This window comes from Paenibacillus sp. BR1-192 (assembly GCF_029542445.1).
GTDB classification, from domain to species: Bacteria; Bacillota; Bacilli; order Paenibacillales; family Paenibacillaceae; genus Paenibacillus_AQ; species Paenibacillus_AQ lautus_A.
Genome location: NZ_CP120718.1, coordinates 75,001 through 99,005, shown reverse-complemented (window position 1 = coordinate 99,005; position 24,005 = coordinate 75,001). Strand labels below are relative to the sequence as shown.

Sequence of the window (24,005 nt, the reverse complement as noted above, 5' to 3'; positions counted from 1 at the left end):
ATGGATCACGCTCCTATATAACCACATTGTAGGGACGTTGCGCGGGGCATACAATAACCTGGTCATTGAATCCCGGAAGAATTCAACCGCCCGTTGAAATCATCCAATTCCAGGAACTTGGCGATGCAGGCGTGGTACAATAAACCTGTTTGTAACACCACTATCGAAATCATAAGGGAGAACGCTCGTGAACATTAGAAAGCTGAATACTCATGAAGAAACGCCCCCTATGGACCTGCTCCTTCTTGCGGATCCATCGATAAGGCTTGTCAAAGAATACGTAAACCGCGGTCACTGCTATGTCGCTGAAGAAAGCTCACAACCCATCGGGGTCTATGTCCTGCTGCCCACCAGACCCGATACCATCGAGCTGGTGAACGTTGCCGTAAGCGAGAATCTGCACGGCCGGGGCTATGGCAAACAGCTCGTGAATCATGCCGTTGATCAGGCCCGGGAGCTCGGATATGCCACGATTGAAGTAGGAACAGGAAGTACCGGGGTGGCACAGCTGGCGCTGTACCAGAAATGCGGATTTCGAATGACAGGCATCGACCGGGACTTTTTTGTCCGTCATTATGATGAAGAAATTTACGAGAACGGCATGCGGCTCCGGGACATGGTGCGGATGTCCTTAGATTTGTAAGGTGATTCGGGTTGTGCTATGCACCGTTCCTCCATTCGGTGAATAGGCTATCGCATATTGATTTTTGGAGGAGAACCTATTGAGCATGAGTCACAATCCGAGACATCTCGCTTGGCACGAAACACTGGAGATTCATGAATTAACTGCCTTTCAGGCGAATCACTTGATGGCGTTCAAGATGTCAGTGCATGATATCAAAGACCCGGAGCTCCATGGACTGTATATGGAAGCGATTCAAGGGGTTGAACAGAACCTGAAGGAGCTTCTGCCTTATTATTCGGAAGCGCCCACGGGAACCCGCAGTCTCTCCGGTCCCGATCTGACGGCGTATTACGCAGGTCATCTGCTGGGGTTTGCCAAAACCTCGGTCCGAAGCTACGCCATTGCCATTACCGAGGCAGCAACTCCAAGCGTAAGAGAAACACTTCAGAAGCAGTTGAACAAAGCCATTGAACTGCACGGAAAAATCTTCTACTTCATGTATGCGCGCGGCCTGTATCCGTCTTACAATTTGAAGCAGCTGCTGGAGAATGACGTGAAAAATGCGAACAAAGCGCTGAGCTTGTAACTCAGCAAAAAAAGCCCCTGGCTAAACAGGTACGGATTTTACGAGATGTTCTCTCGCAAACCCGTCCGCCGTATAGCTCTGGGGCTTCTTCTTTCCAATAGATAATCCCTTAGGCAAGGAATTACTTATTCAGCGTCTCGCTCCAATCATGGACCATGTGGCCCTCGAGATATTTCTCGCAATCCATAGCGGCCATACAGCCTGTTCCTTGCAGCCGTGATGGCTTGGCGATAACGCGTATCCTGAACGTCGCCGCAGGCGAATACGCCCGGGATGTTCGTCTCGGTCGTTCCTGGTTTAACCAGGATGTAGCCGGTCGGATCGGTTGTGATCTGATTGCCGAGGAAGCCCGTGTTCGGCGTATGTCCGATGGCCACGAACACGCCTTCTGCTTCGATCAATTCTTCCTCGCCCGTTTCGTTGTTGCGGACCTTCAGCCCTTTAACTCCGGTTTCGCTGGTTACCACCTCAACCGGCGTGCGGTCCAAAGCCCACTGGATCTTCTCGTTCTCGCGCGCGCGATCCTGCATGATCTTAGATGCACGCAGCTCGGTGCGGCGGTTCACCACCGTTACGCTGGAAGCGAAACGCGTCAGGAAGCTGGCCTCCTCCATTGCGGAGTCGCCGCCGCCGATGACAATGATTTTTTTCCCGCGGAAGAAGAACCCGTCGCATGTGGCGCATGTACTTACGCCCCGTCCAACGTTCTCCTGCTCTCCCGGAATTCCGAGATACTTCGCGGAAGCTCCCGTCGAGATAATCACGGACTCGGCCAGAAGCTCGCCCATACCCTCGACATTCACCTTGAACGGACGCTCGGAGAAATCAACGGACTCGACCCAGGCACTCTTGAACTCTGCACCGAAGCGTTCCGCTTGTTGACGCATATTATCCATCAGCTCGGGACCCATGATGCCCTGCGGGAATCCAGGGAAGTTCTCGACCTCCGTCGTTGTCGTCAGCTGGCCTCCCGGTTGCATTCCTTCGATCACGAGCGGCTTCAGGTTTGCGCGTGCCAAGTAGATGGCTGCCGTCAATCCGGCAGGTCCTGTTCCGATTACGATTGATTTGTACATAGAATACGGCCTCCTTTAAGGTGTCGATTTCTGTTGCATGCTATTATCCTATTCAGGACTTACGGAATCTTCATGTACCATCATGTACCAAGGTCTCCTAAGTATCCGAATATGGGCTCTTACTTAAATGTTTTCCGTAAATGGCCGGAAACTATCATCCGGTTGTGCTTTCGTTTCACATACGCTATCCATTTGACGTGCATAACGGCTCACGGTGGATGGGGAAATCCCGTAACGGACAGCCACCTGTTCATAAGTCAGGGTACGTCCGCGCTTCTTGGCCGTCAGATATTCCAATGCCGCTGCCCAGCCCTCGACATTCCGAATGTTCGGAATATCCGGGTACAGCCGGCTCAGGAATTCGGACCAGAGATTCTCCATCTCTTTTTTCCAAAAGGCGTCAACCCGCATGTCCATGGTTTGCTCGGCCTTCTCCAGCACCGCCTTCCAGGAAGGCAGCCAATCCGGCAGCACCTCGCGGGTCTTGCCCCCGGATAAATCGCGATCGTCGCGACGCTCCTTCAACCGATTGCTTGCGGCCTCCATCTGCTGGAGCACCAGGCGGGCGGCATCCTTCAGCTCCGCGTCCTCTCCCGGTTCCTTGCAGGAACGATTGCAGCGCATGCTGCACCTCTTCATCGGCGATCAATTCCAGCGTCCGGATCACCTGCAGCTTGGTCTGGGGATCGCCATGCCGGAGCGCCCAGAAGAACGATGAACGAATCAGCGGATTCTGCTTCGCTTCCTCCGTCAGTTTATCGCCGTCATGCTCCCAGCGTTTGAACTGCTCTTCGAACGGAAGGTGATAGTGGTAACTCACTTTCATCTGATCGGTACCGGTTTCTTTACGCTTTTGCAGCTGGGCCAAATAGAAATCCGGAATCACCGAATCTCCGTCCAGCTTCAGCGCCTGCCGCCAATATTTCTCGGCCTTGTCGTAATAACCGCTGTTGCAGGCCGCAACGGCCGTATAATGATACAGGCTTGGATCTCCGTTAAACTCATCCTCTTTCAGCAATCGGCGAAAATGACCGTAGGCAATTTCGTGCTGCCCCAATATGCCCATCGTCGTAGCAAGCTTAAACACATGCTCCAGATGAAACGGAACCGTTACCGTTAGCATGTCCATCAATCGGTCGCGCTGCTCCTGATTTCCCTCATGCTGAAAGAAGATGGCCAGATTGCATAAACCGTGCAGATTGCCCGGCTCCTGATCCAGCACCTCGCCAATGGTGCGCTTCGCGGTATCGAAACGTCCCATATAGTAGTAAGCCAGGGCCAAATTGTTGCGCGCAGCCAGAAAATCCGGATTATCCTTGACGATTTCCTCTAACAGCTTGACCGCTTGGGCGAATTTCCCTTCCTCCAGCAGTGCCCGGGCATGCTCATGTTCGACCACGCCTTCGCGGCTCTTGATCCGGTTCAGCTTGGCAGGACGATTCAACTCGTAATGGAGCAGCTCCATCATTTCCTCGGCCTCATCCAGAAATTGACCGTTAGGATCTTCCTCCAGATAGGTGACAAGCGCTTCTTCCGCCTTCTCAAACTGTTCCATATTGGCATAATTGTTCGCCATATAGAAATAGCATTCCGTCATCAACGGGTCAACCTGCTCCAGAATATGAGCCAGCACATCGTTGGAAGCTTTATAATCTCCCGTCTCTGATAATATACCCGCCATATTGCAATGATTCACCGGATTATCGGGTTCATATTCAACAGCTTTGCGAAAATATTTCAGAGCCTTGTCATATTGGTAACGATCTAGCGAACGAACCGCGCGATCGAAGAAGAAATTTGCATTCATTTCGATAGATATAACATTGTGGGGGTCACTGGACCCATATGGATGACCATTCACGAAAAGCAAGGCACCTCCTTTAACTTGCTCCTCTATCCACAACAGTATAACACAAGTTACGACGTCATTTGCAGAAAAAAAGACACCAGTTTACACACCGGCGTCTTTGAATAAAGTGGCGATCGATCCGCCCTCGATGATAATGTGAGTGGCCTGGGCCAGCATAGGCGCAACAGACAGCACCTTTAACCGCATCTTGCAGTGATGGTCCGGGAGCACGATGGAGTCCGTGACCACGATCTCCTCGATATGAGCATGGTCGAGACGGTCAAGTGCTTCACCGGAGAACAGGCCATGGGTCGCGCACACAATGGCATCATTGGCCCCCCGTTCCTTTAAGCTTTCCACCACCTGCACGATGGTGGTTCCCGTGTCAATCAAGTCTTCGATAATAATCGGCGTGCGTCCCGCCACGTCCCCAATGACATGGGTTATAACCGCTTCGTTATGGGCAGGACGCTGCTTGACCATCATGGCAAACGGCGATCCTAGGCGGCTCGAAAGCTTCTCGGCCGTCTTCGCCCGTCCGGCATCGGGAGAAACGATAACCGGATTCTCGATATTCTTGGACTTCAGATACTCCGTAATCAAATCCAGCGCGGTCAGATGATCCACCGGTATATTGAAGAACCCCTGGATGGCAGGTGCATGCAGATCAATGGTTATCACGCGGTTGGCACCGGCTGTGGTCAGCACGTCGGCTACCATTTTGGCCGATATCGGCTCTCGCGGCGCGGCCTTTCGTTCCTGTCTGGCATAACCGTAATACGGAACAATGATGTTGATCGTTCTGGCGGAAGCACGCTTGGCGGCATCGATCATCACGAGCAGCTCTACGAACATTTCGTTGATAGGGTGAGAAAAGGACTGCAGCAGAAAAACGTCGCAATTGCGGATGCTTTCTTCATAGTGGACATAAACCTCGCCGCTTTGAAAGCGGGAAATCTTGATCTTTCCCAATTCAACGCCCAACTGCTGGCTGATGCTGGCGGCAAGCGCCGGATTGGAAGTTCCGGCGAACAATCGTAATGAACGATACATGAGGACCTCCTGACGAGAGTGGTTAGTAGTCGGCCGATGCAACGATGGATTGAAAGCGTTATCGTCAAATCAGGCCGTTCCCGCCTCCGCAACCCGTCGAGGGTAGTCTGGAGGGGAAAACAGCCGTCTGCAATGAACCTGTTTGCAATTAGTGCTTGTCTTTATTATACATCGTTTCCTTCCACATTCCAAAGCACCATCTCCCGCTTCCGGTTACGGAAGGTCGCAAGCTCCCGAACGCCAAGCTCCGACAACAGTGCCCGGGCCTGATCCAGATGCTCGCCAAGCTTCATGGGCTGATGAGCATCCGACCCTAAAGTCAACGGAATGCCCTGCTTGATCGCTTCCTCCAGCATTCGCCGGCTTGGAAACATCTCCTCGCAGGCCTTCGATAAACCGGATGCGTTCAGCTCCATCGCCTTCCCGCTCCGGGCCACGGCCGCAAGCGCTGCTTGCTCCAATGCGATCACGTCCGGCTTCTGTTCGGGGCCCGGCCCATAACCGAACCGCTTGATCACGTCCAGATGTCCCATGATATCGTAGAAGCCGGTTGCGGCAGCCTTCTGCACCGCATCATAATATTGTCGATAGACTTCAAGTGGATCCTTGCCCTCCCAGCCCTGGGTCTGGCGGTAATCCGTGATGTCCCATTCGCCAAGAAAATGAACCGATCCGATGACATAATCCCACGGATAGTCCTTCACGATCCGCTCGATCTGTTCTTCATAGCCCTCGATATAATCGCCTTCGAGTCCGATCCGAATGTCAATCTGCCCTCTGTAGCGCTCCTTCAGCTGCAGGCATTCTTCCACGTAACGCGGCAGCTCGTCCATCGGCATGGCCATCTCCGGATAGTATGCCTCCGGATTCACGTGTATCAAAGGCATATGGTCCGATAAACCCAGTTGATCCATCCCGAGTTCGATGGCGCGCCGTACATACTCCTCCAGCTGCCCTTCGGCATGTCCGCACCGGGCATGATGGGTATGGTAATCAATATGCATCGGTAAGCCTCCTAATCGCGGCGCGGCCGTTCATGCCGGCGGCTCAGCTCATCCATGATCTCATCCAGCGGGAGCTTCCGCTCCTGAAGGAGTACCAGCAGGTGATAGATCAGATCGCTGACTTCAAGCTTCAGCTCGGCGTTGTCTTTATTTTTGGCGGCGATGATCGTTTCGGAAGCTTCTTCGCCCACCTTCTTAAGGATTTTGTCCACGCCTTTATCGAACAGGTAGGTCGTATAGGCCCCTTCCGGCCGTTCCACTTCACGCTGGGCAATGACCTCTTCCAGCTCGGCAAGTACCGCGAAGCGCTCGCCGGACGCAGCCGTCCCCTCGCTCGCAGGCTCGCTCTCCTGCCCTTGAACGGTAATCTCATTGTGGAAGCAGGTCGTTTGTCCGGTATGACAGGCAGGTCCATTCGGATTCACCTGCAGCAAGAGGGTGTCTCCGTCGCAATCGTATGTCATCGATACCACGCTCTGTACATTTCCGGAAGTTGCCCCCTTATGCCACAGCTCTTCGCGCGAACGGCTCCAGAACCAAGTCTCGCCGCTCTCCAGCGTCAATCGCAGCGATTCCCGGTTCATATAAGCCATCATCAGCACCTGCTTGCTCTCTGCATCCTGTACAATCGCCGGCACCAGGCCCGCGCCATCCCAACGGATATGCTCGCTGACCTGCTCCAGGGATAAATCTTTCAACATATCTTCGCTCACCGTATATCCACTCCTTTTTGGCTAAGCTGCAACTTGAGATGAGGGATCGAGATCTCTTTATAGTGGAAAATCGTGGCGGCAAGACCCGCATCCGCCTTGCCCTGAGTGAATACGTCATAGAAGTGATCCTCTTTGCCGGCGCCGCCGGACGCAATGACCGGGATCTGAACGGTCGAGGCGACGGCCGATGTCAGCGGCAGATCGAAGCCGTCCTTCGTTCCGTCCGCATCCATGCTGGTCAACAGAATCTCGCCCGCACCCAGGCTTTCCGCCTGCTTCACCCAATCAAGCGCCTTGATGCCGGAAGGCGTACGTCCGCCGTGCGTGTACACTTCCCATTCTCCCCACGCATCGTTGTACTTGGCGTCGATCGCCACGACGATGCATTGGGACCCGAATTTGCGCGCCCCGGCCGAGATGAGCTCCGGTTGCTTGACCGCCGCCGTATTCATTCCGATTTTATCCGCGCCCGCCCGCAGAATCCGCTTCATGTCCTCCACGGACGAAATGCCTCCGCCCACGGTAAAAGGAATGGCGATTTCCCCTGCCGTTCTCCGAACGACTTCTTCCATCGTCGCCCTGCCTTCGACCGAAGCCGATATATCCAAAAAGACAAGCTCATCTGCGCCTTCCCGGTCGTAGAGCGCCGCCAATTCCACGGGATCGCCCGCATCGCGGAGATTCACAAAGTTTACGCCCTTCACCACCCGGCCGTCTTTCACGTCCAGGCAAGGTATGATCCGTTTTGCCAGCATGCCTTTCCCCTCTTCCCCTATATGAACTCTATCGATCCATGATGATTCGAACAGACACTGGTTCAAATCCTCATTGGATTCGCGTAATAGCCTCTTTCAGATCAATATTGCCTGTATACAGCGCCTTGCCCACGATCGCTCCGCCTACACCGTCCCCGCTGTGCGCGCTGAGCGCCAGCAGATCGTCCAGCTTCGTCACGCCGCCCGAAGCGATGACCGAGCGGCCGCTGGCTTTGGCCAGCGAGACAATCGCCTCTACGTTTGGTCCTTGCATCATCCCGTCGCGGGAAATGTCGGTGAAGATGAAGGTTTCCGCTCCTTTGGCCGCTAATTCTTTTGCCAACACCTCGGCTTGAACCTCCGACGTTTCCAGCCAGCCTCTCGTTGCGACGTATCCGTTGCGCGCGTCGATGCCGATGGCCACCTTATCCCCGTATTTGCCCAGCACCTCTTCCGTAAAGACGCGGTCTTCGATCGCTGCCGTGCCGATGATAACCCGGCTGACGCCGAGCGACAGCAGCCGCTCCACATCCGCCAGCGTGCGCAGGCCTCCGCCTACTTGAACCGGAACCTGGACGCTGGATGCAATCTTCCCGATAATGTCGTCGTTCACCGGCTGACCTGCCTTCGCGCCGTCCAAATCCACGAGATGAATAAATGTGCCGCCCTGCTCTTCCCACGATTTGGCTACCTCGAGCGGATTGTCATTGTACACCGTTTCTTGATTATAATCGCCTTGGACCAGCCTGACGCATTTGCCGCCGCGAATATCGATTGCCGGATATATGATAAAAGAGGACATCCCCATTCCCACTTTCCAATTGGTCTATTCGTTCGTCTTACGTTAAAGCCAAAAAATTGCGAAGCAGGCTCATCCCAAGCTCCCCGCTCTTCTCGGGATGGAACTGCATGCCGTACACCGAACCGCGGCCCACGATGGCCGTCACTGGCTGGCCGTAATCGGTAACCGCCAGCAAATCAGCCTGAACCTCAGGAAGAACATGATACGAGTGGACAAAATACACATGACCTTCCTCAAGTCCCGCAAACAGCGGGTGCTCCCGCTTCTCGAACTGCAATGAATTCCAGCCCATATGCGGCACCTTGTAGTCCCCACCCGCAAACCGCACAACCGATCCGGGCAGGATATCCAGCCCTTCATACTTGCCATGCTCCTCGCTCCGGCTGAACAGGAGCTGCATGCCGAGGCAGATCCCCAGCAGCGGTTTTCCCGACTCCGCTGCTTCCTTCATGACCGAGTCCAGCGAGGCTTCGCGGAGCTGCTCCATGGCATCTCCGAATGCGCCGACTCCGGGCAGAATGATGCCATCCGCCGCCAGAAGCTCCTCCCGCTCCCCCGTAACGAGCGGCTGATACCCAAGCCGCTCTACCGCTTTGCTCACGCTGTGCAGATTGCCCATGCCGTAATCCACGATTGCAATGGCCATCGTTTAGAGCACTCCCTTCGTGGACGGTACGCCGGTCACCCGCGGATCCACGGTGGTCGCCTCATCCAATGCACGGCCGAGCGCCTTAAACACCGCTTCAATCATATGATGGGTATTGTGTCCGTAATGAACGATGACATGCAGCGTGATCCGGGCTTCCAGCGCCAATTTCCACAGAAATTCATGGACAAGCTCGGTATGAAAAGAGCCTACCTGCTGCGAAGGATACTCCGCCCGGTATTCAAAATGCGGGCGGTTGCTGATATCCACGATAACTTGAGCAAGCGCCTCATCCATCGGGACAAACACGCTGGCATAACGTTTGATGCCTTTTTTATCGCCCAGCGCTTCGCGGAACGTCTGCCCTAAGCAGATCCCGATATCCTCCACCGTGTGGTGGTCATCGATCTCGATATCGCCCTTTGCCTTGACGCGAAGATCAAACTGGCCATGCTTCGTGAACAAATCAAGCATATGATTCAGAAACGGCACATCGGTCTCCAATTCCGAAATCCCGGTCCCATCGACATTGAAATCCAGGGCAATGTCGGTCTCATTGGTTTTGCGGCTCACGCCGGCTGATCTTGCTGCTGCATCCAAACTGCTCACGTGGATTGCCTCCTCTATACGGAATATTTATGATGAACAAATGATGCCTGTTCTGGTCTGATTTCTTATCGTTCTTGTTCAAGCCGGATTTCGATCGCCCGGGCATGGCCCTCAAGCCCCTCGCGCCGGGCCAGCTCCATGATCTGTTCGCCGTCGCGCAGCAGCGCTTCTTTACTGTAGTAGATCAAGCTCGATTTCTTAATGAAATCGTCCAGATCCACTGGCGATGCGAACCGTGCCGTCCCATTCGTCGGAATGATATGGTTCGGTCCTGCAAAATAATCGCCTACCGGCTCCGAGCTATACGGTCCCAGGAAGATCGCGCCTGCGTTCTCGATCTGGCCCACGATCGCCATCGGCTCCTCCGTCACGATTTCCAGATGCTCCGGCGCTAAACGGTTAATGACTTCGATCCCTTCCCGAAGGGATTCCGTGACGATAACCGCACCATAGCTGTCCACGGAAGCGCGGGCGATGTCCCGCCGCGGCAGCAGCTCAAGCTGCCGCTCTACTTCGGCGGCAACGGCCTCGCCCAGCTTTCGGGAAGGCGTCACGAGAATGGCCGATGCCATCTCGTCATGCTCAGCTTGGGAAAGCAGATCCGCTGCAATATACGAAGCATCTGCATGTTCATCGGCCAATACCGCAATCTCGCTTGGACCGGCCAGGCTGTCAATATTGACTGCCCCGTACACTTCACGTTTGGCCAGGGCAACGTAAATATTGCCGGGCCCGCAAATCTTATCCACGGGGGAAATGGTGTCCGTGCCGTAGGCCAATGCCGCAATGGCTTGTGCTCCTCCTACGCGGTAGATTTCCGTAACGCCTGCCTCCGCTGCAGCCACCAGAATATAGGGATTGATTCCGTCCTTCCCGCCGGTTGCCGGGGGAGTGACCATGACGATTTCGGGCACGCCTGCCACTTGGGCCGGGATCACGTTCATCAGCACGGATGAAGGATAGGCTGCCTTTCCACCGGGCACATAGACACCGACGCGTTTCAACGGACGAATGATTTGTCCCAAGATGCTGCCGTCCGGCTGTAGATCCATCCAGGAATTCCGCTTCTGCTTCACATGAAATGCGCGAATGTTGTCTGCCGCGGCTTGTATCGCCTTCACGAACGAAGGCTCCACATGATCATAAGCTGCCTTGAGCTCCTCATCTGTTACGCGAAGCTGACCTGCGGTCAGACGGACACGGTCCAATTGTTCGGTATGCCGCAGCAAGGCGACATCTCCTTCGGACCGAATATCCCGCACAATCGCCTTCACGACTTCATTCTGCTCTGGTGTGCCGTAATCATTTTCCCGTTTCAGCTCAAAGTCCCGTGCTGACACTACCTTCATCTTAATCTCCCCCAATCCCGCTCCATCATGTTACATGCATAGCGTTTCTTAATGAATGAAGGATGATCCATTCGATCATCCATGCTCATCCAGTTGGTGCCTTATTTCTTAGCGCTAAATATTCGCTCCCTCAGACATAATGACCGTTTGCAGCCGATCGCACAATGCCTGAATTTCATCATTCTTCATCCGATAACTGACGCGATTGGCAATCAGGCGGCTTGTAATTTCAAAGATGCTGGTCATCTCTACAAGTCCGTTCTCTTTAAGCGTTTGGCCTGTTTCCACCATATCCACGATCCGGTCTGCCAAGCCGATGAGCGGTGCAAGCTCGATGGAACCGTTCAGTTTAACCACTTCAACCTGCTGGCCCTGCTCACGGAAATACTGTGAAGCCACGTTCGGATATTTGGTGGCAACCCGCTGCCTGATGCCCGGCTTCCAGTCCGGCAAGCCGATGACCGACATCCTGCACCGCGCAATGCCGAGATCAAGCAGCTCATAGACGTCCTTGTTCTCTTCCATCAGCACGTCCTTGCCGACGATACCGATATCCGCCACGCCGTATTCCACATAAGTCGGCACATCCACCGGCTTCGCCAGGATAAATTCCATTCCTGCCTCCGGCAAGGGAATGACCAGCTTGCGCGTCTCATCCACGTCGAGGGGTATCGGAAGTCCGGCTGAACGGAACAGCGCGGATGCTTTTTTATATATGCGCCCTTTGGGCATCGCTACTTTCAACGTTTCCGCCACGTTCGAATCCTCCTGACCTTAAACTTATATGATAATCGTATAGATCCGCTTCCTATCGAAGGGTAATGACCTCTCGGTATCCTCTATTGAGCAGACTGCCGGACACAACGGGTACCTCGGCATCTCGGGCATTAGCCGAATCCGGTATGATCGAAGTGATGACGGAATGTCCCTGCGCCCGAAGTTCTGAGGCTCTAGCCAGTCCTTCCTTTCGATGGGAAGCCGTGTACCGGATCAGAATGGGCAATTCCTCGACAATCTCCTCTCCTTGCACCCCATCGAGAATGCGATTGGTCTTGAGTGCAAATCCTGTTGCCGGAACGGCACGGCCAAACTGCCGAAGCAGCTTGTCGTAACGACCGCCGCTTGCGACGGGAGAGCCCAGCTCCGCAGCGTAACCCTCGAACGTCATTCCCGTGTAATAGGAGAAGTCTCCGAGCATCGTCAAGTCAAACAGAACATGTCTGGAGACGTCGTAAGCCTCAAGCACTTCCCATACCTTGCTCAGATGCTCGATAGAAGCTCTCGCGAGTTCATTGCTGCTAATCTCGAGAGCTTGCCCGGCAATCTCCCTGCCTCCACGCAGCTTCAGGATTCCCTCCAGCTGGTCCTGCTGTACCTCCGTCAGGCTCAGGCTGGCAATGGTGTTGCGGTATCCGACGTAGTCGCGGTTCAGCAAATCCTGCTTCAGGCTCTCCTGATCCTCCGTCCGATCCGGCAGCACTTCTTGAAGCAGGCCATTCAGATAACCCATATGACCCATCGCGATTTTGAATTTCTCCACGCCTGCCGCCTTCAGAGATTCGATGGCCAGCGCAATCACTTCGGCATCGGCTTCCGGCGTATCATCGCCCACAAGCTCGACGCCGGTCTGGAAGAATTCCGCTTCCCGCCCCGCTTCCTCCTCAATGGCGCGAAATACATTGGCATGGTAAGACAAACGCACCGGAAGCGGCTCATCCTTCAGCAGCGAGGACATGACCCGCGCTATGGGAGCGGTCAGATCGGAACGCAGCACCATCGTCGTTCCGCGTTTATTCAATAGTTTAAACAGCTTCTGGTCCGACGTAGAGCTTGCCACGCCTACCGTATCGTAATATTCCATCGTTGGTGTCATAATCTGCCGGTAACCCCAGCGGTCCATGCATGCAAGCACTTCGCGTTCAATCCGACGCAGCTTGGTGACCGCATGAGGAAGATAATCACGAACACCTGCCGGTTTCTCGAAGCCTTTCGGTTTAGACATGACGCTCCACCTCAAATTCAGTAAAAGTCTTTAATATGGTAAAGTGGTACCTTGCTAATAAATTAAAGGATATTGGCTATATTACCATGAATCCTGCCTGATCGTCAATGCATACGCATGCGTTCTGCTATGTATCGTTCTCTGTCGTTACCCGCCTTACGCATCAATAGATCCGTCTAACTTCTGGGTATAATTGTAACACAAGAACGGACCAGCGTGGCTTGCTTGTCTAATTGGCTGAACCCCTGCATGGATCCGGATGGCGCCAATAAAAAAACCGCCCGGCAGCCCGGACGGCTTTGCTTCATGATGAAGGATAAGAAGTTTTAACATTAGGCCTGATGTTCCTATAGATCGACCGATTTCTTGCTGTCGCCCGTAACGGTGTCTTTTCTCTGCGATGGTGTCGCAGGTGCTTTCGAGGATGGCTTCAATGATCGAGGAACGCTGCCCAGCAGCATCCACGACCCTGGAATCCACCGGAACACCGTCTGCACCACTAACGCACTGACGATCAATGCCGTTACCATCCCCCCGTATATCCAGATCAGATAATCATCGGTTACCGGATTCAGCTTCGGATCGAATTCCCGATACAGGAACAGCCAGAGCGGGTGCACGAGATAGATCGCGAAAGACAGCTCGCCAATCCGCGTCAGCACTTTCACGATGAGTTTCCAGCCGCTGCTATACAGCCAGCTCGCCAGCTGCATCAGCACTATCGCGGAGAACACGGTGTGCAGATTCCACAACAACTCGTACAATAGGGAATCATATTTGGCGCCATGCAATCTCTGATTGTACCAAATCTGCACATGCGTCAGCGCCATCGCGAGCCAGCCGGCCCATAAAACGATCGTGCCTGCTCTTTGACCAGAGGTTTGCTTTTTCCATGATGACGTCAGCCAGCCCTTGAATTTATCGTAATTCATCGCCAGATAAGCGCCCAGCATATAGTAGGCTAAATACGAAATGGCCAAGCTGCCTTTAAACGTGTACTGCAGCTCGTATTTGTTCCAGATGATGAAACCCCATTGCAGCAGGAATCCGATCGGCACCGCCCACCTTACGAGAAACCGTGAGGATTTGAACAGCTTGAGGAAGATCGGAAACAGAATATAGAACTGCAAACTGATAAATACAAAGTATAAGTGCGTATAATTCTGCCCTCGAGCCAAGCGTTCAAAGAATAGCGGCATCTGTGCCCATAGATCAAACGAACTGTTCAGCATCCCGTTCTGATACATCCGCACAAAGAAGTAGATGATCGAGAACAACACGTACGGCAGCAAAATGTACAAGAGCCGCCGTTTGTAGAAGTTTTTGATCAAGTCCTTGGTCAGCGTCCGGTCCGCATAGTTATAGAACAGCACAAAGCTGCTTAGGAATATAAAAGAGGGCGTACCGTATTTAAAGAAAATATTCAAAAAATTAATAATATAATAGAATCGCGAATCAATCGCATCCACCGTTGCAAATGAAGTCGCATGAACGTGAAGCACGCCCAGGATGGCCAGCGCACGATAGATATCGAGCTGCGGCAGCCTTTCCTTTTTGTTCAGCGTTGCACCCATGTCAGGCGTCGCCTCCTTGTTTTCGAGTTTGTTGATAGAGTCAATGTATGCGAATGGACGGGCAAAAAAGTCCCTCAAGGCCATCATACCCCGGGGACTATTGTTCGCTTTGTGTCAGGTTATCCTTTACTCATTCTACAACAATTCAGCAAGCTTGAGAACCTGACTTGTCACATTACCTCAAATTGACTCGCTTTCCGTCGATGTCCTCTTCAGCTCTCGCAATGGATTCCCGCCTACAAAAACACCTGGTGCCACATCCTTATGTACGACAGATCCGGCAGCAACGACCGCGCCGTCTCCGATCGTTACGCCAGGCAAAATCGTGGTATTCGCGCCGATGAGCACGTTCTCCCCGATCCGCACTTCACCCAAACGATATTCCTTTATTAAATACTCGTGAGCCAGAATGGTCGTGTTGTAGCCGATGACCGAATTCTCGCCGATGGTTATTTTCTCCGGAAAAAACACATCCACCATGACCATCAATCCAAACGCGGTATGCTTCCCCACTTTCATCCCGAGCATATGGCGATAGATCCAATTCTTCATAGGCAGGATAGGACAATACCGGGCGATCTGGATAAAAATGAAGTTCTTGACGCCCTTGAACGGGCTCACGGTGCGGTAGATTTGCCATAACGCGTTGGGGCCTTCTACAGGATAACGGGTAATCTTTCTGGCCATGCTGCCAAAACTCCTATTCCTCTTGAAGTCCTACGATTTCATACAGATCTCTCATATCCTTCAATATAAAATCCGGCCCGTACTCCATCAGCTTTTGCTCACCCTTGAGGGACCAAGCTACAGCGGCGGCCTTCACGCCCGCCGCCTTGGCAGACTGAATGTCCACTGGACTGTCTCCGATCATCAAAGTGGTGGCCGGATTGGCCCCCAGCTGCTCAATCGCCGTCAGAACGGGCTCCGGATGCGGTTTCGGATGCTCCACGTCGTTTACCGTAACAATCGCCGACATGAAGCGCTCCAGATCGTACTTCTCCAGCGTCATCATGGTGGAAGGACGGATCTTCGTGGTTACGATCCCGAGCGAAAGCCCGTGACGATGAAGGCGCTCCACGACTTCGTTCACATGCGGGAATGGTTTGACCATGTCATCATGATGGATCGTGTTGAAAGAGCGATAGGCTTTGATAAGCGGACTGACATCCTCGACGCCCCCTGAGAAAGCCTGCAGCTGCTGTTCCAGCGTGGTTCCCATATGCGGAATGATCTGCTCTCTGGTCAACGGTCCCGGGGCCTGCGCCTCGAAAACATGCATAAACGATGAGATAATCAATTCATTCGTGTCGATAATGGTGCCGTCCAAATCAAACAGTACGGTTTCGATCATGCTGCAACTACTCCTTTTTGTCCTCCGTATCCGGTTTTATTGTCGGAGTGTCTTCTTCTGCCCGTGGTGAGGATTTGACTTCTGTCTCCTCTGCTTGGGTAACAACGTCTTTATCCGCCATTTCCTCCGGTTCTGCGGCCAGTTTATGCTGTTTAGCAGGAGCCGGCGCAGAAGACTTGACGGTTTTGTTCGTTTGAAGATCGGCTTCCGGCGTTGGACCTGCTCCCGACTTCGTCGACACGATCGGGTCCAAATAACGCACATTGGCGCGGCCCGTCACACGGCGCACTATGATCAGCACGATGCCTCCAATGACGATCAACACGGACAGCAGCTGGGAGATTCGAATGTTGCCATAAGCCGGATCCAGGTGGCCCAGTTCAAAGCCCATCCAAGTCATCGGTGCCCATAACGTATTGTTAATGAAATCGGCAAGTCCTGTGGCCCCTTGGAAAGCCAAGCTGTCCGTCCGCACCGCTTCAATAAAGAACCGGCCGATGGAATACCAGATGAAGTACCCGATGAAGAGTTCGCCTGCCCGCAGAAATTTCTGTCTGCGAATGATAAGCAGTATGACGATACCCAACAGGTTCCACAGCGATTCATATAAGAAGGTAGGGTGATGGAATACGCCCTGTACGTTCATTTGATTCACGATAAAATCAGGCAAATGCAGCTCTCCGCGCAAGAAAGACTCGCTGACAGGACCGCCATAGGCTTCCTGGTTAACGAAGTTCCCCCATCGTCCAATGATCTGGCCGGCCAACAGGGACGGCGCACAGATATCGGCAATCCGCCAGAAGTTGTAGCCTTTTCGGCGAACATAGATCAACGCACAGATAATGGCGCCGATCAGGGCGCCGAATATCGCAATCCCGCCATTCCATATTTTGAACACATCCAGGAAGTTATCCTTATAGTCTTCCCATTTAAAAGCTACATAATAAATACGAGCACCGATAATAGCGGAAGGAACCCCAAGCAAGAGCAAATCCATGAAAAATTCCTGCGGAATGCCAAAACGCTTCCCTTCGCGAATGGCCAGCAGCAGACCTGCCAAGGCACCCAGGCCCAAAATCAAGCCATACCAATGAACACGCAGCGATCCGATGGAGAACGCCACCGGATCGATGAGCAATGTTTGCATCACTTATAACCCTCCCTAGTCCTAGTCCAAATCGTCCATATCTTCAGCAATCGTTGCCGTCAGCTTGTTCGTAAACTGCAGTGCAGCATTCAGTCCCATTTGCTTCAATCTGTAGTTCATAGCTGCCACTTCAATAATAACCGCAAGGTTACGTCCTGGACGAACCGGAATGGTGACCAGAGGGATATCCGTCTCTATAATTCGTGTTGTCTCTTCATCTAATCCCAGACGATCATACTGTTTATCCTGCTGCCAGGCCTCCAATCGAACAACAAGCGTAATCCGTTTATTATTCCGAACGGCGCCAGCACCGAATAATGTCATAACGTTAATAATACCGACCCCGCGAATCTCCAGCAGATGGCGAATCAGCTCAGGCGCTGTTCCATGCAGCTGAAAATCCGACGTCTGGCGGATCTCCACCGCGTCGTCAGCGATTAAGCGGTGTCCGCGTTTGACGAGCTCCAGAGCCGTTTCGCTTTTCCCGATACCGCTCGAGCCCGTGATCAGCATCCCCACGCCATATACATCGCACAATACCCCGTGGATGGTCGTCGTTGGCGCAAGTCTGCGTTCCAGGAAACTCGTGAATCGGCTTGTCAGGATGGTCGTCGCCATGCTGCTGCGCAGCACGGGCAAACCTCTTTCATTGCCGAGCTCCACCAGCTCTTCCGGCACTTCCAGGGAACGCGTAACCACGATGCAAGGCGTTTCTTCCGTACACAGGCTGCGCATGCGTTCTTTCCGCTCTTCCGGCTTCAGCATTCCGAAGAAAGCCAGCTCCGTGCGCCCCATAAGCTGAACCCGTTCCCGCGGATGATATTCAAAATAACCGGCCATTTCCAATCCCGGGCGATTCAGATCGTCCGTTGTAATCTGACGTTTCAAGCCTTCCTCACCTGCGATGACCTCCAGCTGAAACTGCTGGACCAGCTCGGATACCTTCACTTTCTTGGCCATGGTCTTACCCCTCTTCTTCCATTGTATGTTGACATCACAACGCAACCGGCATGCTGCACGGTTCGTTTTGGATGATATATTTCATGATCGGTTACTTTACTAATTAAATAGGACGTCACAAGCCTTGCCGGCGGTCGGTCATGCTTCATGGAATACGCCCCAACAACCCATACGTTCAATGCTTATGTATGCCTTGCTTTGTGCTTATCTTATCGAAAAAAGCCAATGAATGCAATTCTAACCGGCTATCCGATAGCAGGACATTGGACTTATCCAGGAGTGAAGCTACGCTGCTATGGCATACTGCGACTAAAAAACAGATGTTCTATTACTAAAGATAACTCTCTTTCTATATCGACAATTGGTTGTCTGCTTTACACACTTTTACTAGGACCACTTCTACCGTCTGCTAGAATTGCCTGAACCCTTCGGATAAGGGCAGAAACTGCCTAGTTTTATGTCTTTTTCTCCTAAAAAAACCGCCCCTTGAGGGGCGGTTTTCAAGAGATCTCGATTGCTGAAGATTAATCTTCGAGCAATACGTTCAATTCAGACTCTTTATCAAAGATATGAACTTTGTTCATGTCGAGTGCCAATTTCACATTGTCGCCTTCGCGAGTAGTCGAACGTCCGTCTACACGGCCGATAACTGTGTCGGTGCCCAAGCCGCTGAGGTACAAGAGCATTTCGTGACCAAGGTTCTCGGTTACGTCCACTTTCGCTGTGAAGATTGTGTTCGGGGAAGCTTCCAGGAATACTGGCTCTTCATGAATATCTTCCGGACGAACACCCATGATTACTTCTTTGCCAATCATGGATTTATTTTTGAGCAATTGTGCCTTACCGCCTGGAACTTGAACGTTCAAGCCCTGGGAAGTGAAGTATACGCCACCGTTTTGCTCGGACAATTTACCGTTGATGAAGTTCATGGTTGGGGAACCAATGAAACCAGCAACGAACAGGTTGTTCGGATTGTTGTACAGCTGCTCTGGAGAATCCGCTTGTTGAATGATGCCATCCTGCATAACAACGATACGGTCACCCATCGTCATAGCTTCTGTTTGGTCATGCGTTACATAGATACAAGTGGTTTCAAGACGCTTCACCAGCTTAGTAATTTCAGCACGCATCTGACCGCGGAGTTTCGCATCCAAGTTGGAAAGCGGCTCATCCATCAAGAAGACTTGTGGATCACGGACAATCGCACGGCCCAAGGCGACACGCTGACGCTGACCACCGGAAAGAGCTTTCGGTTTACGCTCGAGCAAATGCTCGATATCCAGGATTTTCGCTGCTTCACGTACACGCTTATCGATTTCGTCTTTCTTCACTTTACGGAGTTTCAAACCGAATGCCATGTTCTGATATACGTTCATATGCGGATACAAGGCGTAGGATTGGAATACCATCGCGATGTCACGATCTTTAGGTGCTACATCGTTAACAACGCGGTCGCCAATGTAAAGTTTACCCTCGGAAATTTCCTCAAGACCTGCGATCATACGAAGTGTCGTAGACTTACCGCAACCGGAAGGACCTACCAATACCAAGAATTCTTTATCTTTAATATCCAAATTAACGTCAATTACAGTTGCTTTATCCGCACCTGCATACTTTTTGTAAATATGCTCTAAGCGTACACCAGCCATGTGCATTTGCCCCCTCATATGAATGTTATGAAATCGAATACAATTAATTTATAATCTTATATTACCCCATAGGCACCTGACTTGCTATACACAATCTGCACAAAAAACCTATTTCCTTTTCGTCACTTTATACAATAGAAGCGTTATTTTCACCAATACCGCGTCACTGAAGCTGCGAACGTCAAGCCCCGTCTCCTGTTTGATCTTATCCAGTCGGTACAGCAGCGTATTTCGGTGAATATACAGGTGTTTGGCCGTCTCGCTCACATTGCAGTCCAATTCAAAAAAAGACTCCAGCGTCGACAAAGTCTCACTGTCCTCGAATAAGTCGGTATGTCCGGCAGCGTACTCCCGCAGGAATTGATTCCGTTGATACTCAGGAATGCTGTAGACCAGACGTTCCAGATGAAGACCGGTCGACAGATGAATATGCTCCTTGACCTGAAAAGTACGCCCAATGGTCATGGTCTCTCGCAGCATGCCAACCGTCTGCGGCAAAGCATGAAGCGCATTGACTGCCGGGATCGCCGAAATATGAAAATCGCCCACCCATTCCGTTGAAATGAGCTCGTACAGCCCCATACAGAATAAGGACAGCAAATCCTGATCGGCTTCCGAGGATGCTTCCTCTTTATCATCCGTCGTTATGCCACCCAACAGCTCTTGATTGGCAAGGATAATCCATTCCTTATCCAGCAGCGGCACAAGAACGATATCCCCGTCAAAATAACTGCGCAACAACCGCAGCAGCGCTTTATAACTTGGCGTGGGAGCATGCTCGCTCTCATGAATGAGTAGAAAGGGGACCATTTCCTCCGTCAAGCTTGTCCGAATCAGCATCTCATCCGGCAGTTCAGCAAGCAGCTCGCCGGCTTGAAGGCGCTCTTTCAACCAACCGCCCAACTGCTGGGCGCGCCGTTCTTCTTCAACCTTGGCTGCATTCTTTGACATCGCACCTGAAGGCGCTTCCTGAAGGTTCGCCAATAAAAGAGCGACAAGCCCAATCTCCGACTCCGTCAAAGCATTGGAATCCGCCACGAGTACTCGGCTCAGATCCTGTTGATTAACGGGAAACCAAATCTCACCAAGCTCCTTATGCACATAAGCACCATCAACCATTCGTGTTGTGTTTGAGCTTACTTTTTCTCCATGGCGATTTGAACTTGCAGCACTTTCTTCTCGACCTAACCGGTCACCGTATCGCGAAGTGATCGCCATCGATTCCGTGAGCCATAGCGATTCCTGCTCATTCAATGTTTTTAAGCCGAGTGAGGTACCCAAGGTCTGCTCCAGTTTCTGAACGATATGCTCCATCTCCACCATTGATGACTCCACCACTTTATCGTTTTTTCTTATTTTAGCATATCATCCTGCACAAACGACAATTCCTTCTCTTTAAGTCCGTGTGCCTTAGGAAATAGTTCAGTAAAACAACACAAAAAGAGCCGTCAACAACGTTGACGACCCTTTCGGATGAGCCATGAAGGACTCGAACCTTCGACACCCTGATTAAAAGTCAGGTGCTCTACCAACTGAGCTAATGGCTCTTATTACTGGTGGAGGATGATGGATTCGAACCACCGAACTCGGACGAGAACAGATTTACAGTCTGCTGCGTTTGGCCACTTCGCTAATCCTCCAAAATATAAAGGTGGCTCGGGACGGAATCGAACCGCCGACACGAGGATTTTCAGTCCTCTGCTCTACCGACTGAGCTACCGAGCCAAACATGAATAACATTAAAATAAAGTGCGGAGTGCAACACTTCCCACTTTAATCTGTGGAAAACCGACCATTTTTATTCCTTAGGAGTAATAATGGCGGAACTGACGGAATACTCTCTCTTCGTTCCAGACTGCGAAGTCTGTGCTAACGAGGATATGCTCCGACGAACCCGGTTATGGATTCTCATCCCTGAAGCTTGTAAATAATGGCGGAACTGACGGGATTCGAACCCGCGATCTCCTGCGTGACAGGCAGGCATGTTAGGCCTCTACACCACAGTTCCGCATTATTAAAGATGGTGCCGGCGAGAGGACTTGAACCCCCAACCTACTGATTACAAGTCAGTTGCTCTACCAATTGAGCTACACCGGCATGGCAAGGTAATAAAAATATACATGGTGGAGGCTGAGGGGATCGAACCCCCGACCCTCTGCTTGTAAGGCAGATGCTCTCCCAGCTGAGCTAAGCCTCCAGGTATGTATGGTAGCGGCGGAGGGGATCGAACCCCCGACCTCACGGGTATGAACCGTACGCTCTAGCCAGCTGAGCTACACCGCCATATAAACCTTATTGCATCCAAGTTATTCAAATGGCGGAGAGAGAGGGATTCGAACCCTCGCACCGCTTACGCAGTCTAACCCCTTAGCAGAGGGTCCCCTTATAGCCACTTGGGTATCTCTCCATCATAACTTGTATGCAGTTACAGAGATTGATTCCCTGAAAACTAGATACGAAACGATATTTGCAGCACATTGAAATATATTTGGATAAGCCCTCGACCGATTAGTATTGGTCAGCTCCATGCATTGCTGCACTTCCACCTCCAACCTATCTACCTCGTCGTCTTCAAGGGGTCTTACTAATTGGGAAATCTCATCTTGAGGGGGGCTTCACGCTTAGATGCTTTCAGCGCTTATCCCGTCCGTACGTAGCTACCCAGCCATGCTCCTGGCGGAACAACTGGTGCACCAGCGGTACGTCCATCCCGGTCCTCTCGTACTAAGGACAGCTCCTCTCAAATTTCCTACGCCCACGACAGATAGGGACCGAACTGTCTCACGACGTTCTGAACCCAGCTCGCGTACCGCTTTAATGGGCGAACAGCCCAACCCTTGGGACCTACTTCAGCCCCAGGATGCGATGAGCCGACATCGAGGTGCCAAACCTCCCCGTCGATGTGGACTCTTGGGGGAGATAAGCCTGTTATCCCCAGGGTAGCTTTTATCCGTTGAGCGATGGCCCTTCCATGCGGTACCACCGGATCACTAAGCCCGACTTTCGTCCCTGCTCGACTTGTAGGTCTCGCAGTCAAGCTCCCTTATGCCTTTGCACTCTTCGAATGATTTCCAACCATTCTGAGGGAACCTTGGGGCGCCTCCGTTACTCTTTAGGAGGCGACCGCCCCAGTCAAACTGCCCGCCTGACACTGTCCCCGTACCGGATTACGGTACCAGGTTAGAACCTAGATACGATCAGGGTGGTATCCCAACGTCGCCTCCACACAAGCTGGCGCTCATGCTTCAAAGGCTCCCACCTATCCTGTACAGATCGTACCCAAATCCAATATCAAGCTGCAGTAAAGCTCCATGGGGTCTTTCCGTCTTGTCGCGGGTAACCTGCATCTTCACAGGTATTAAAATTTCACCGGATCTCTCGTTGAGACAGCGCCCAAGTCGTTACGCCATTCGTGCGGGTCAGAATTTACCTGACAAGGAATTTCGCTACCTTAGGACCGTTATAGTTACGGCCGCCGTTTACTGGGGCTTCGGTTCACAGCTTCGGATTGCCCCTAACCGCTCCCCTTAACCTTCCAGCACCGGGCAGGCGTCAGCCCGTATACTTCGCCTTACGGCTTCGCACAGACCTGTGTTTTTGCTAAACAGTCGCTTGGGCCTTTTCACTGCGGCCCCCTCGGGCTATTCACCCTACCGAGGCACCCCTTCTCCCGAAGTTACGGGGTCATTTTGCCGAGTTCCTTAACGAGAGTTCTTCCGCGCGCCTTAGAATTCTCTTCTCGCCTACCTGTGTCGGTTTGCGGTACGGGCACCTTCCCCTGACTAGAGGCTTTTCTTGGCAGTGTGAGATCATGACCTTCGCTACTGTAATTTTCACTCCCCATCACAGCCCAGCCTTATCGATGTGCGGATTTGCCTACACATCAGCCTCACTGCTTGGACGGACATCCATCAGTCCGCGTCACTACCCTCCTGCGTCACCCCATCGTTCATAACGGTTTACGGTGGTACAGGAATTTCAACCTGTTGTCCTTCGATTACGCCTTTCGGCCTCACCTTAGGTCCCGACTTACCCTGAGCGGACGAGCCTTCCTCAGGAAACCTTGGGCTTTCGGCGGATCAGATTCTCACTGATCTTTTCGTTACTCATACCGGCATTCTCACTTGTATGCTGTCCAGCGCTCCTTACGGTACACCTTCAACCTACATACAACGCTCCCCTACCCCTGATGCATACGCATCAAGCCATAGCTTCGGTGGTGTGTTTAGCCCCGTTACATTTTCGGCGCAGAGTC

The 24,005-nt window shown here is 52.3% G+C and carries 19 protein-coding genes, 8 tRNA genes, 1 rRNA gene and 2 pseudogenes (1 of these 30 running past the window's edge); 2 read left to right on the top strand and 28 right to left on the bottom strand.

The genetic code is table 11. The features are described from left to right. Positions 1 to 187: 187 nt before the first annotated feature. Complete coding sequence (locus tag P0X86_RS00500) at positions 188 to 643, top strand: GNAT family N-acetyltransferase (protein WP_012818408.1); 456 nt, start codon at positions 188 to 190, stop codon at positions 641 to 643. Positions 644 to 728: 85 nt separating this feature from the next. Further along, positions 729 to 1,211, top strand: coding sequence for a spore coat protein (locus tag P0X86_RS00495; RefSeq protein ID WP_096777125.1), 483 nt, complete (start codon positions 729 to 731; stop codon positions 1,209 to 1,211). 121 nt (positions 1,212 to 1,332) lie between these two features. Here P0X86_RS00495 and trxB read toward each other — a convergent pair. The 28 genes and pseudogenes from trxB to P0X86_RS00355 form a co-directional block, all read right to left on the bottom strand. After that, a pseudogene (gene trxB / locus P0X86_RS00490) lies at positions 1,333 to 2,287 on the bottom strand (thioredoxin-disulfide reductase). 123 nt (positions 2,288 to 2,410) lie between these two features. Further along, positions 2,411 to 4,094 (bottom strand): annotated as a pseudogene (locus P0X86_RS00485) (tetratricopeptide repeat protein). Between the two features lie 144 nt (positions 4,095 to 4,238). Beyond that, positions 4,239 to 5,189 (bottom strand): ribose-phosphate diphosphokinase, encoded by a 951-nt coding sequence (locus P0X86_RS00480; protein WP_012818404.1) that lies wholly within the window; start codon positions 5,187 to 5,189, stop codon positions 4,239 to 4,241. Between the two features lie 164 nt (positions 5,190 to 5,353). After that, positions 5,354 to 6,193, bottom strand: coding sequence for a histidinol-phosphatase HisJ (hisJ, locus tag P0X86_RS00475; RefSeq protein ID WP_277747477.1), 840 nt, complete (start codon positions 6,191 to 6,193; stop codon positions 5,354 to 5,356). An 11-nt stretch (positions 6,194 to 6,204) separates the two neighbouring features. Further along, positions 6,205 to 6,906, bottom strand: coding sequence for a bifunctional phosphoribosyl-AMP cyclohydrolase/phosphoribosyl-ATP diphosphatase HisIE (hisIE, locus tag P0X86_RS00470; RefSeq protein ID WP_277747476.1), 702 nt, complete (start codon positions 6,904 to 6,906; stop codon positions 6,205 to 6,207). Continuing rightward, on the bottom strand, positions 6,903 to 7,661 hold the full coding sequence (gene hisF, locus P0X86_RS00465) for an imidazole glycerol phosphate synthase subunit HisF (RefSeq protein ID WP_096777122.1): 759 nt from the start codon (positions 7,659 to 7,661) through the stop codon (positions 6,903 to 6,905). Before hisF ends, hisIE begins: the two co-directional genes overlap by 4 nt. Positions 7,662 to 7,731: 70 nt before the next feature. Continuing rightward, positions 7,732 to 8,463, bottom strand: coding sequence for a 1-(5-phosphoribosyl)-5-[(5-phosphoribosylamino)methylideneamino]imidazole-4-carboxamide isomerase (gene hisA, locus P0X86_RS00460; protein ID WP_175320827.1), 732 nt, complete (start codon positions 8,461 to 8,463; stop codon positions 7,732 to 7,734). A gap of 37 nt (positions 8,464 to 8,500) precedes the next feature. Then, complete coding sequence (hisH, locus tag P0X86_RS00455; RefSeq protein ID WP_090910390.1) at positions 8,501 to 9,109, bottom strand: imidazole glycerol phosphate synthase subunit HisH; 609 nt, start codon at positions 9,107 to 9,109, stop codon at positions 8,501 to 8,503. 3 nt (positions 9,110 to 9,112) lie between these two features. After that, complete coding sequence (gene hisB, locus P0X86_RS00450; protein WP_009595657.1) at positions 9,113 to 9,718, bottom strand: imidazoleglycerol-phosphate dehydratase HisB; 606 nt, start codon at positions 9,716 to 9,718, stop codon at positions 9,113 to 9,115. A 65-nt stretch (positions 9,719 to 9,783) separates the two neighbouring features. Continuing rightward, complete coding sequence (gene hisD, locus P0X86_RS00445) at positions 9,784 to 11,067, bottom strand: histidinol dehydrogenase (protein WP_096777120.1); 1,284 nt, start codon at positions 11,065 to 11,067, stop codon at positions 9,784 to 9,786. A 114-nt stretch (positions 11,068 to 11,181) separates the two neighbouring features. Then, the gene (gene hisG / locus P0X86_RS00440) at positions 11,182 to 11,823 is read right to left on the bottom strand and encodes an ATP phosphoribosyltransferase (RefSeq protein WP_012818397.1); all 642 of its coding nucleotides are present in this window, start codon (positions 11,821 to 11,823) and stop codon (positions 11,182 to 11,184) included. Between the two features lie 52 nt (positions 11,824 to 11,875). Then, the gene (locus P0X86_RS00435; protein WP_277747475.1) at positions 11,876 to 13,069 is read right to left on the bottom strand and encodes an ATP phosphoribosyltransferase regulatory subunit; all 1,194 of its coding nucleotides are present in this window, start codon (positions 13,067 to 13,069) and stop codon (positions 11,876 to 11,878) included. A 347-nt stretch (positions 13,070 to 13,416) separates the two neighbouring features. Then, complete coding sequence (locus P0X86_RS00430; protein ID WP_277747474.1) at positions 13,417 to 14,643, bottom strand: acyltransferase; 1,227 nt, start codon at positions 14,641 to 14,643, stop codon at positions 13,417 to 13,419. Positions 14,644 to 14,823: 180 nt separating this feature from the next. Beyond that, complete coding sequence (locus tag P0X86_RS00425) at positions 14,824 to 15,330, bottom strand: acyltransferase (RefSeq protein ID WP_096777118.1); 507 nt, start codon at positions 15,328 to 15,330, stop codon at positions 14,824 to 14,826. A gap of 13 nt (positions 15,331 to 15,343) precedes the next feature. Continuing rightward, positions 15,344 to 15,994, bottom strand: a complete 651-nt coding sequence (gene ppaX, locus P0X86_RS00420) for a pyrophosphatase PpaX (protein WP_036663929.1) — start codon at positions 15,992 to 15,994, stop codon at positions 15,344 to 15,346. A gap of 7 nt (positions 15,995 to 16,001) precedes the next feature. Then, positions 16,002 to 17,141, bottom strand: coding sequence for a prolipoprotein diacylglyceryl transferase (gene lgt, locus P0X86_RS00415; protein WP_277748974.1), 1,140 nt, complete (start codon positions 17,139 to 17,141; stop codon positions 16,002 to 16,004). A gap of 21 nt (positions 17,142 to 17,162) precedes the next feature. Beyond that, positions 17,163 to 18,101 carry an HPr(Ser) kinase/phosphatase gene (gene hprK / locus P0X86_RS00410; protein WP_009595669.1) on the bottom strand — a complete coding sequence of 313 codons (939 nt, stop codon included), beginning with the start codon at positions 18,099 to 18,101 and terminating at the stop codon, positions 17,163 to 17,165. 524 nt (positions 18,102 to 18,625) lie between these two features. Further along, positions 18,626 to 19,750 (bottom strand): ABC transporter ATP-binding protein, encoded by a 1,125-nt coding sequence (locus tag P0X86_RS00405; RefSeq protein WP_012818391.1) that lies wholly within the window; start codon positions 19,748 to 19,750, stop codon positions 18,626 to 18,628. A 108-nt stretch (positions 19,751 to 19,858) separates the two neighbouring features. Beyond that, entirely contained in the window at positions 19,859 to 21,073 is a 1,215-nt protein-coding gene (locus P0X86_RS00400; protein WP_012818390.1) for a PucR family transcriptional regulator, read from the bottom strand. A 151-nt stretch (positions 21,074 to 21,224) separates the two neighbouring features. Further along, positions 21,225 to 21,297 (bottom strand) — tRNA-Lys (locus tag P0X86_RS00395). A gap of 7 nt (positions 21,298 to 21,304) precedes the next feature. Continuing rightward, a tRNA-Tyr gene (locus P0X86_RS00390) sits at positions 21,305 to 21,390 on the bottom strand. A gap of 12 nt (positions 21,391 to 21,402) precedes the next feature. After that, positions 21,403 to 21,475: transfer RNA gene (locus P0X86_RS00385), tRNA-Phe, on the bottom strand. A 206-nt stretch (positions 21,476 to 21,681) separates the two neighbouring features. Beyond that, positions 21,682 to 21,758, bottom strand: a tRNA-Asp gene (locus P0X86_RS00380). A gap of 13 nt (positions 21,759 to 21,771) precedes the next feature. After that, positions 21,772 to 21,847, bottom strand: a tRNA-Thr gene (locus P0X86_RS00375). Between the two features lie 24 nt (positions 21,848 to 21,871). Then, positions 21,872 to 21,947: transfer RNA gene (locus tag P0X86_RS00370), tRNA-Val, on the bottom strand. Between the two features lie 9 nt (positions 21,948 to 21,956). Then, a tRNA-Met gene (locus P0X86_RS00365) sits at positions 21,957 to 22,033 on the bottom strand. 32 nt (positions 22,034 to 22,065) lie between these two features. Further along, a tRNA-Ser gene (locus tag P0X86_RS00360) sits at positions 22,066 to 22,157 on the bottom strand. 81 nt (positions 22,158 to 22,238) lie between these two features. Next, positions 22,239 to 24,005: ribosomal RNA gene (locus P0X86_RS00355) — 23S ribosomal RNA — on the bottom strand; it runs 1,163 nt beyond the window's last position.

Bases quoted from the DNA above. Each gene is read 5' to 3' on its own strand.
- ppaX (WP_036663929.1), bottom strand. From the start codon at position 15,994: ATGATCGAAACCGTACTGTTTGATTTGGACGGCACCATTATCGACACG.
- P0X86_RS00405 (WP_012818391.1), bottom strand. From the start codon at position 19,750: ATGGCTGGTGTACGCTTAGAGCATATTTACAAAAAGTATGCAGGTGCG.
- P0X86_RS00435 (WP_277747475.1), bottom strand. From the start codon at position 13,069: ATGTCTAAACCGAAAGGCTTCGAGAAACCGGCAGGTGTTCGTGATTAT.
- hprK (WP_009595669.1), bottom strand. From the start codon at position 18,101: ATGGCCAAGAAAGTGAAGGTATCCGAGCTGGTCCAGCAGTTTCAGCTG.
- hisD (WP_096777120.1), bottom strand. From the start codon at position 11,067: ATGAAGGTAGTGTCAGCACGGGACTTTGAGCTGAAACGGGAAAATGAT.
- hisF (WP_096777122.1), bottom strand. From the start codon at position 7,661: ATGCTGGCAAAACGGATCATACCTTGCCTGGACGTGAAAGACGGCCGG.
- P0X86_RS00430 (WP_277747474.1), bottom strand. From the start codon at position 14,643: ATGGGTGCAACGCTGAACAAAAAGGAAAGGCTGCCGCAGCTCGATATC.
- P0X86_RS00425 (WP_096777118.1), bottom strand. From the start codon at position 15,330: ATGGCCAGAAAGATTACCCGTTATCCTGTAGAAGGCCCCAACGCGTTA.
- P0X86_RS00495 (WP_096777125.1), top strand. From the start codon at position 729: ATGAGTCACAATCCGAGACATCTCGCTTGGCACGAAACACTGGAGATT.
- P0X86_RS00400 (WP_012818390.1), bottom strand. From the start codon at position 21,073: ATGGTGGAGATGGAGCATATCGTTCAGAAACTGGAGCAGACCTTGGGT.
- lgt (WP_277748974.1), bottom strand. From the start codon at position 17,141: ATGCAAACATTGCTCATCGATCCGGTGGCGTTCTCCATCGGATCGCTG.
- hisA (WP_175320827.1), bottom strand. From the start codon at position 8,463: ATGTCCTCTTTTATCATATATCCGGCAATCGATATTCGCGGCGGCAAA.
- hisH (WP_090910390.1), bottom strand. From the start codon at position 9,109: ATGGCCATTGCAATCGTGGATTACGGCATGGGCAATCTGCACAGCGTG.
- P0X86_RS00480 (WP_012818404.1), bottom strand. From the start codon at position 5,189: ATGTATCGTTCATTACGATTGTTCGCCGGAACTTCCAATCCGGCGCTT.
- hisJ (WP_277747477.1), bottom strand. From the start codon at position 6,193: ATGCATATTGATTACCATACCCATCATGCCCGGTGCGGACATGCCGAA.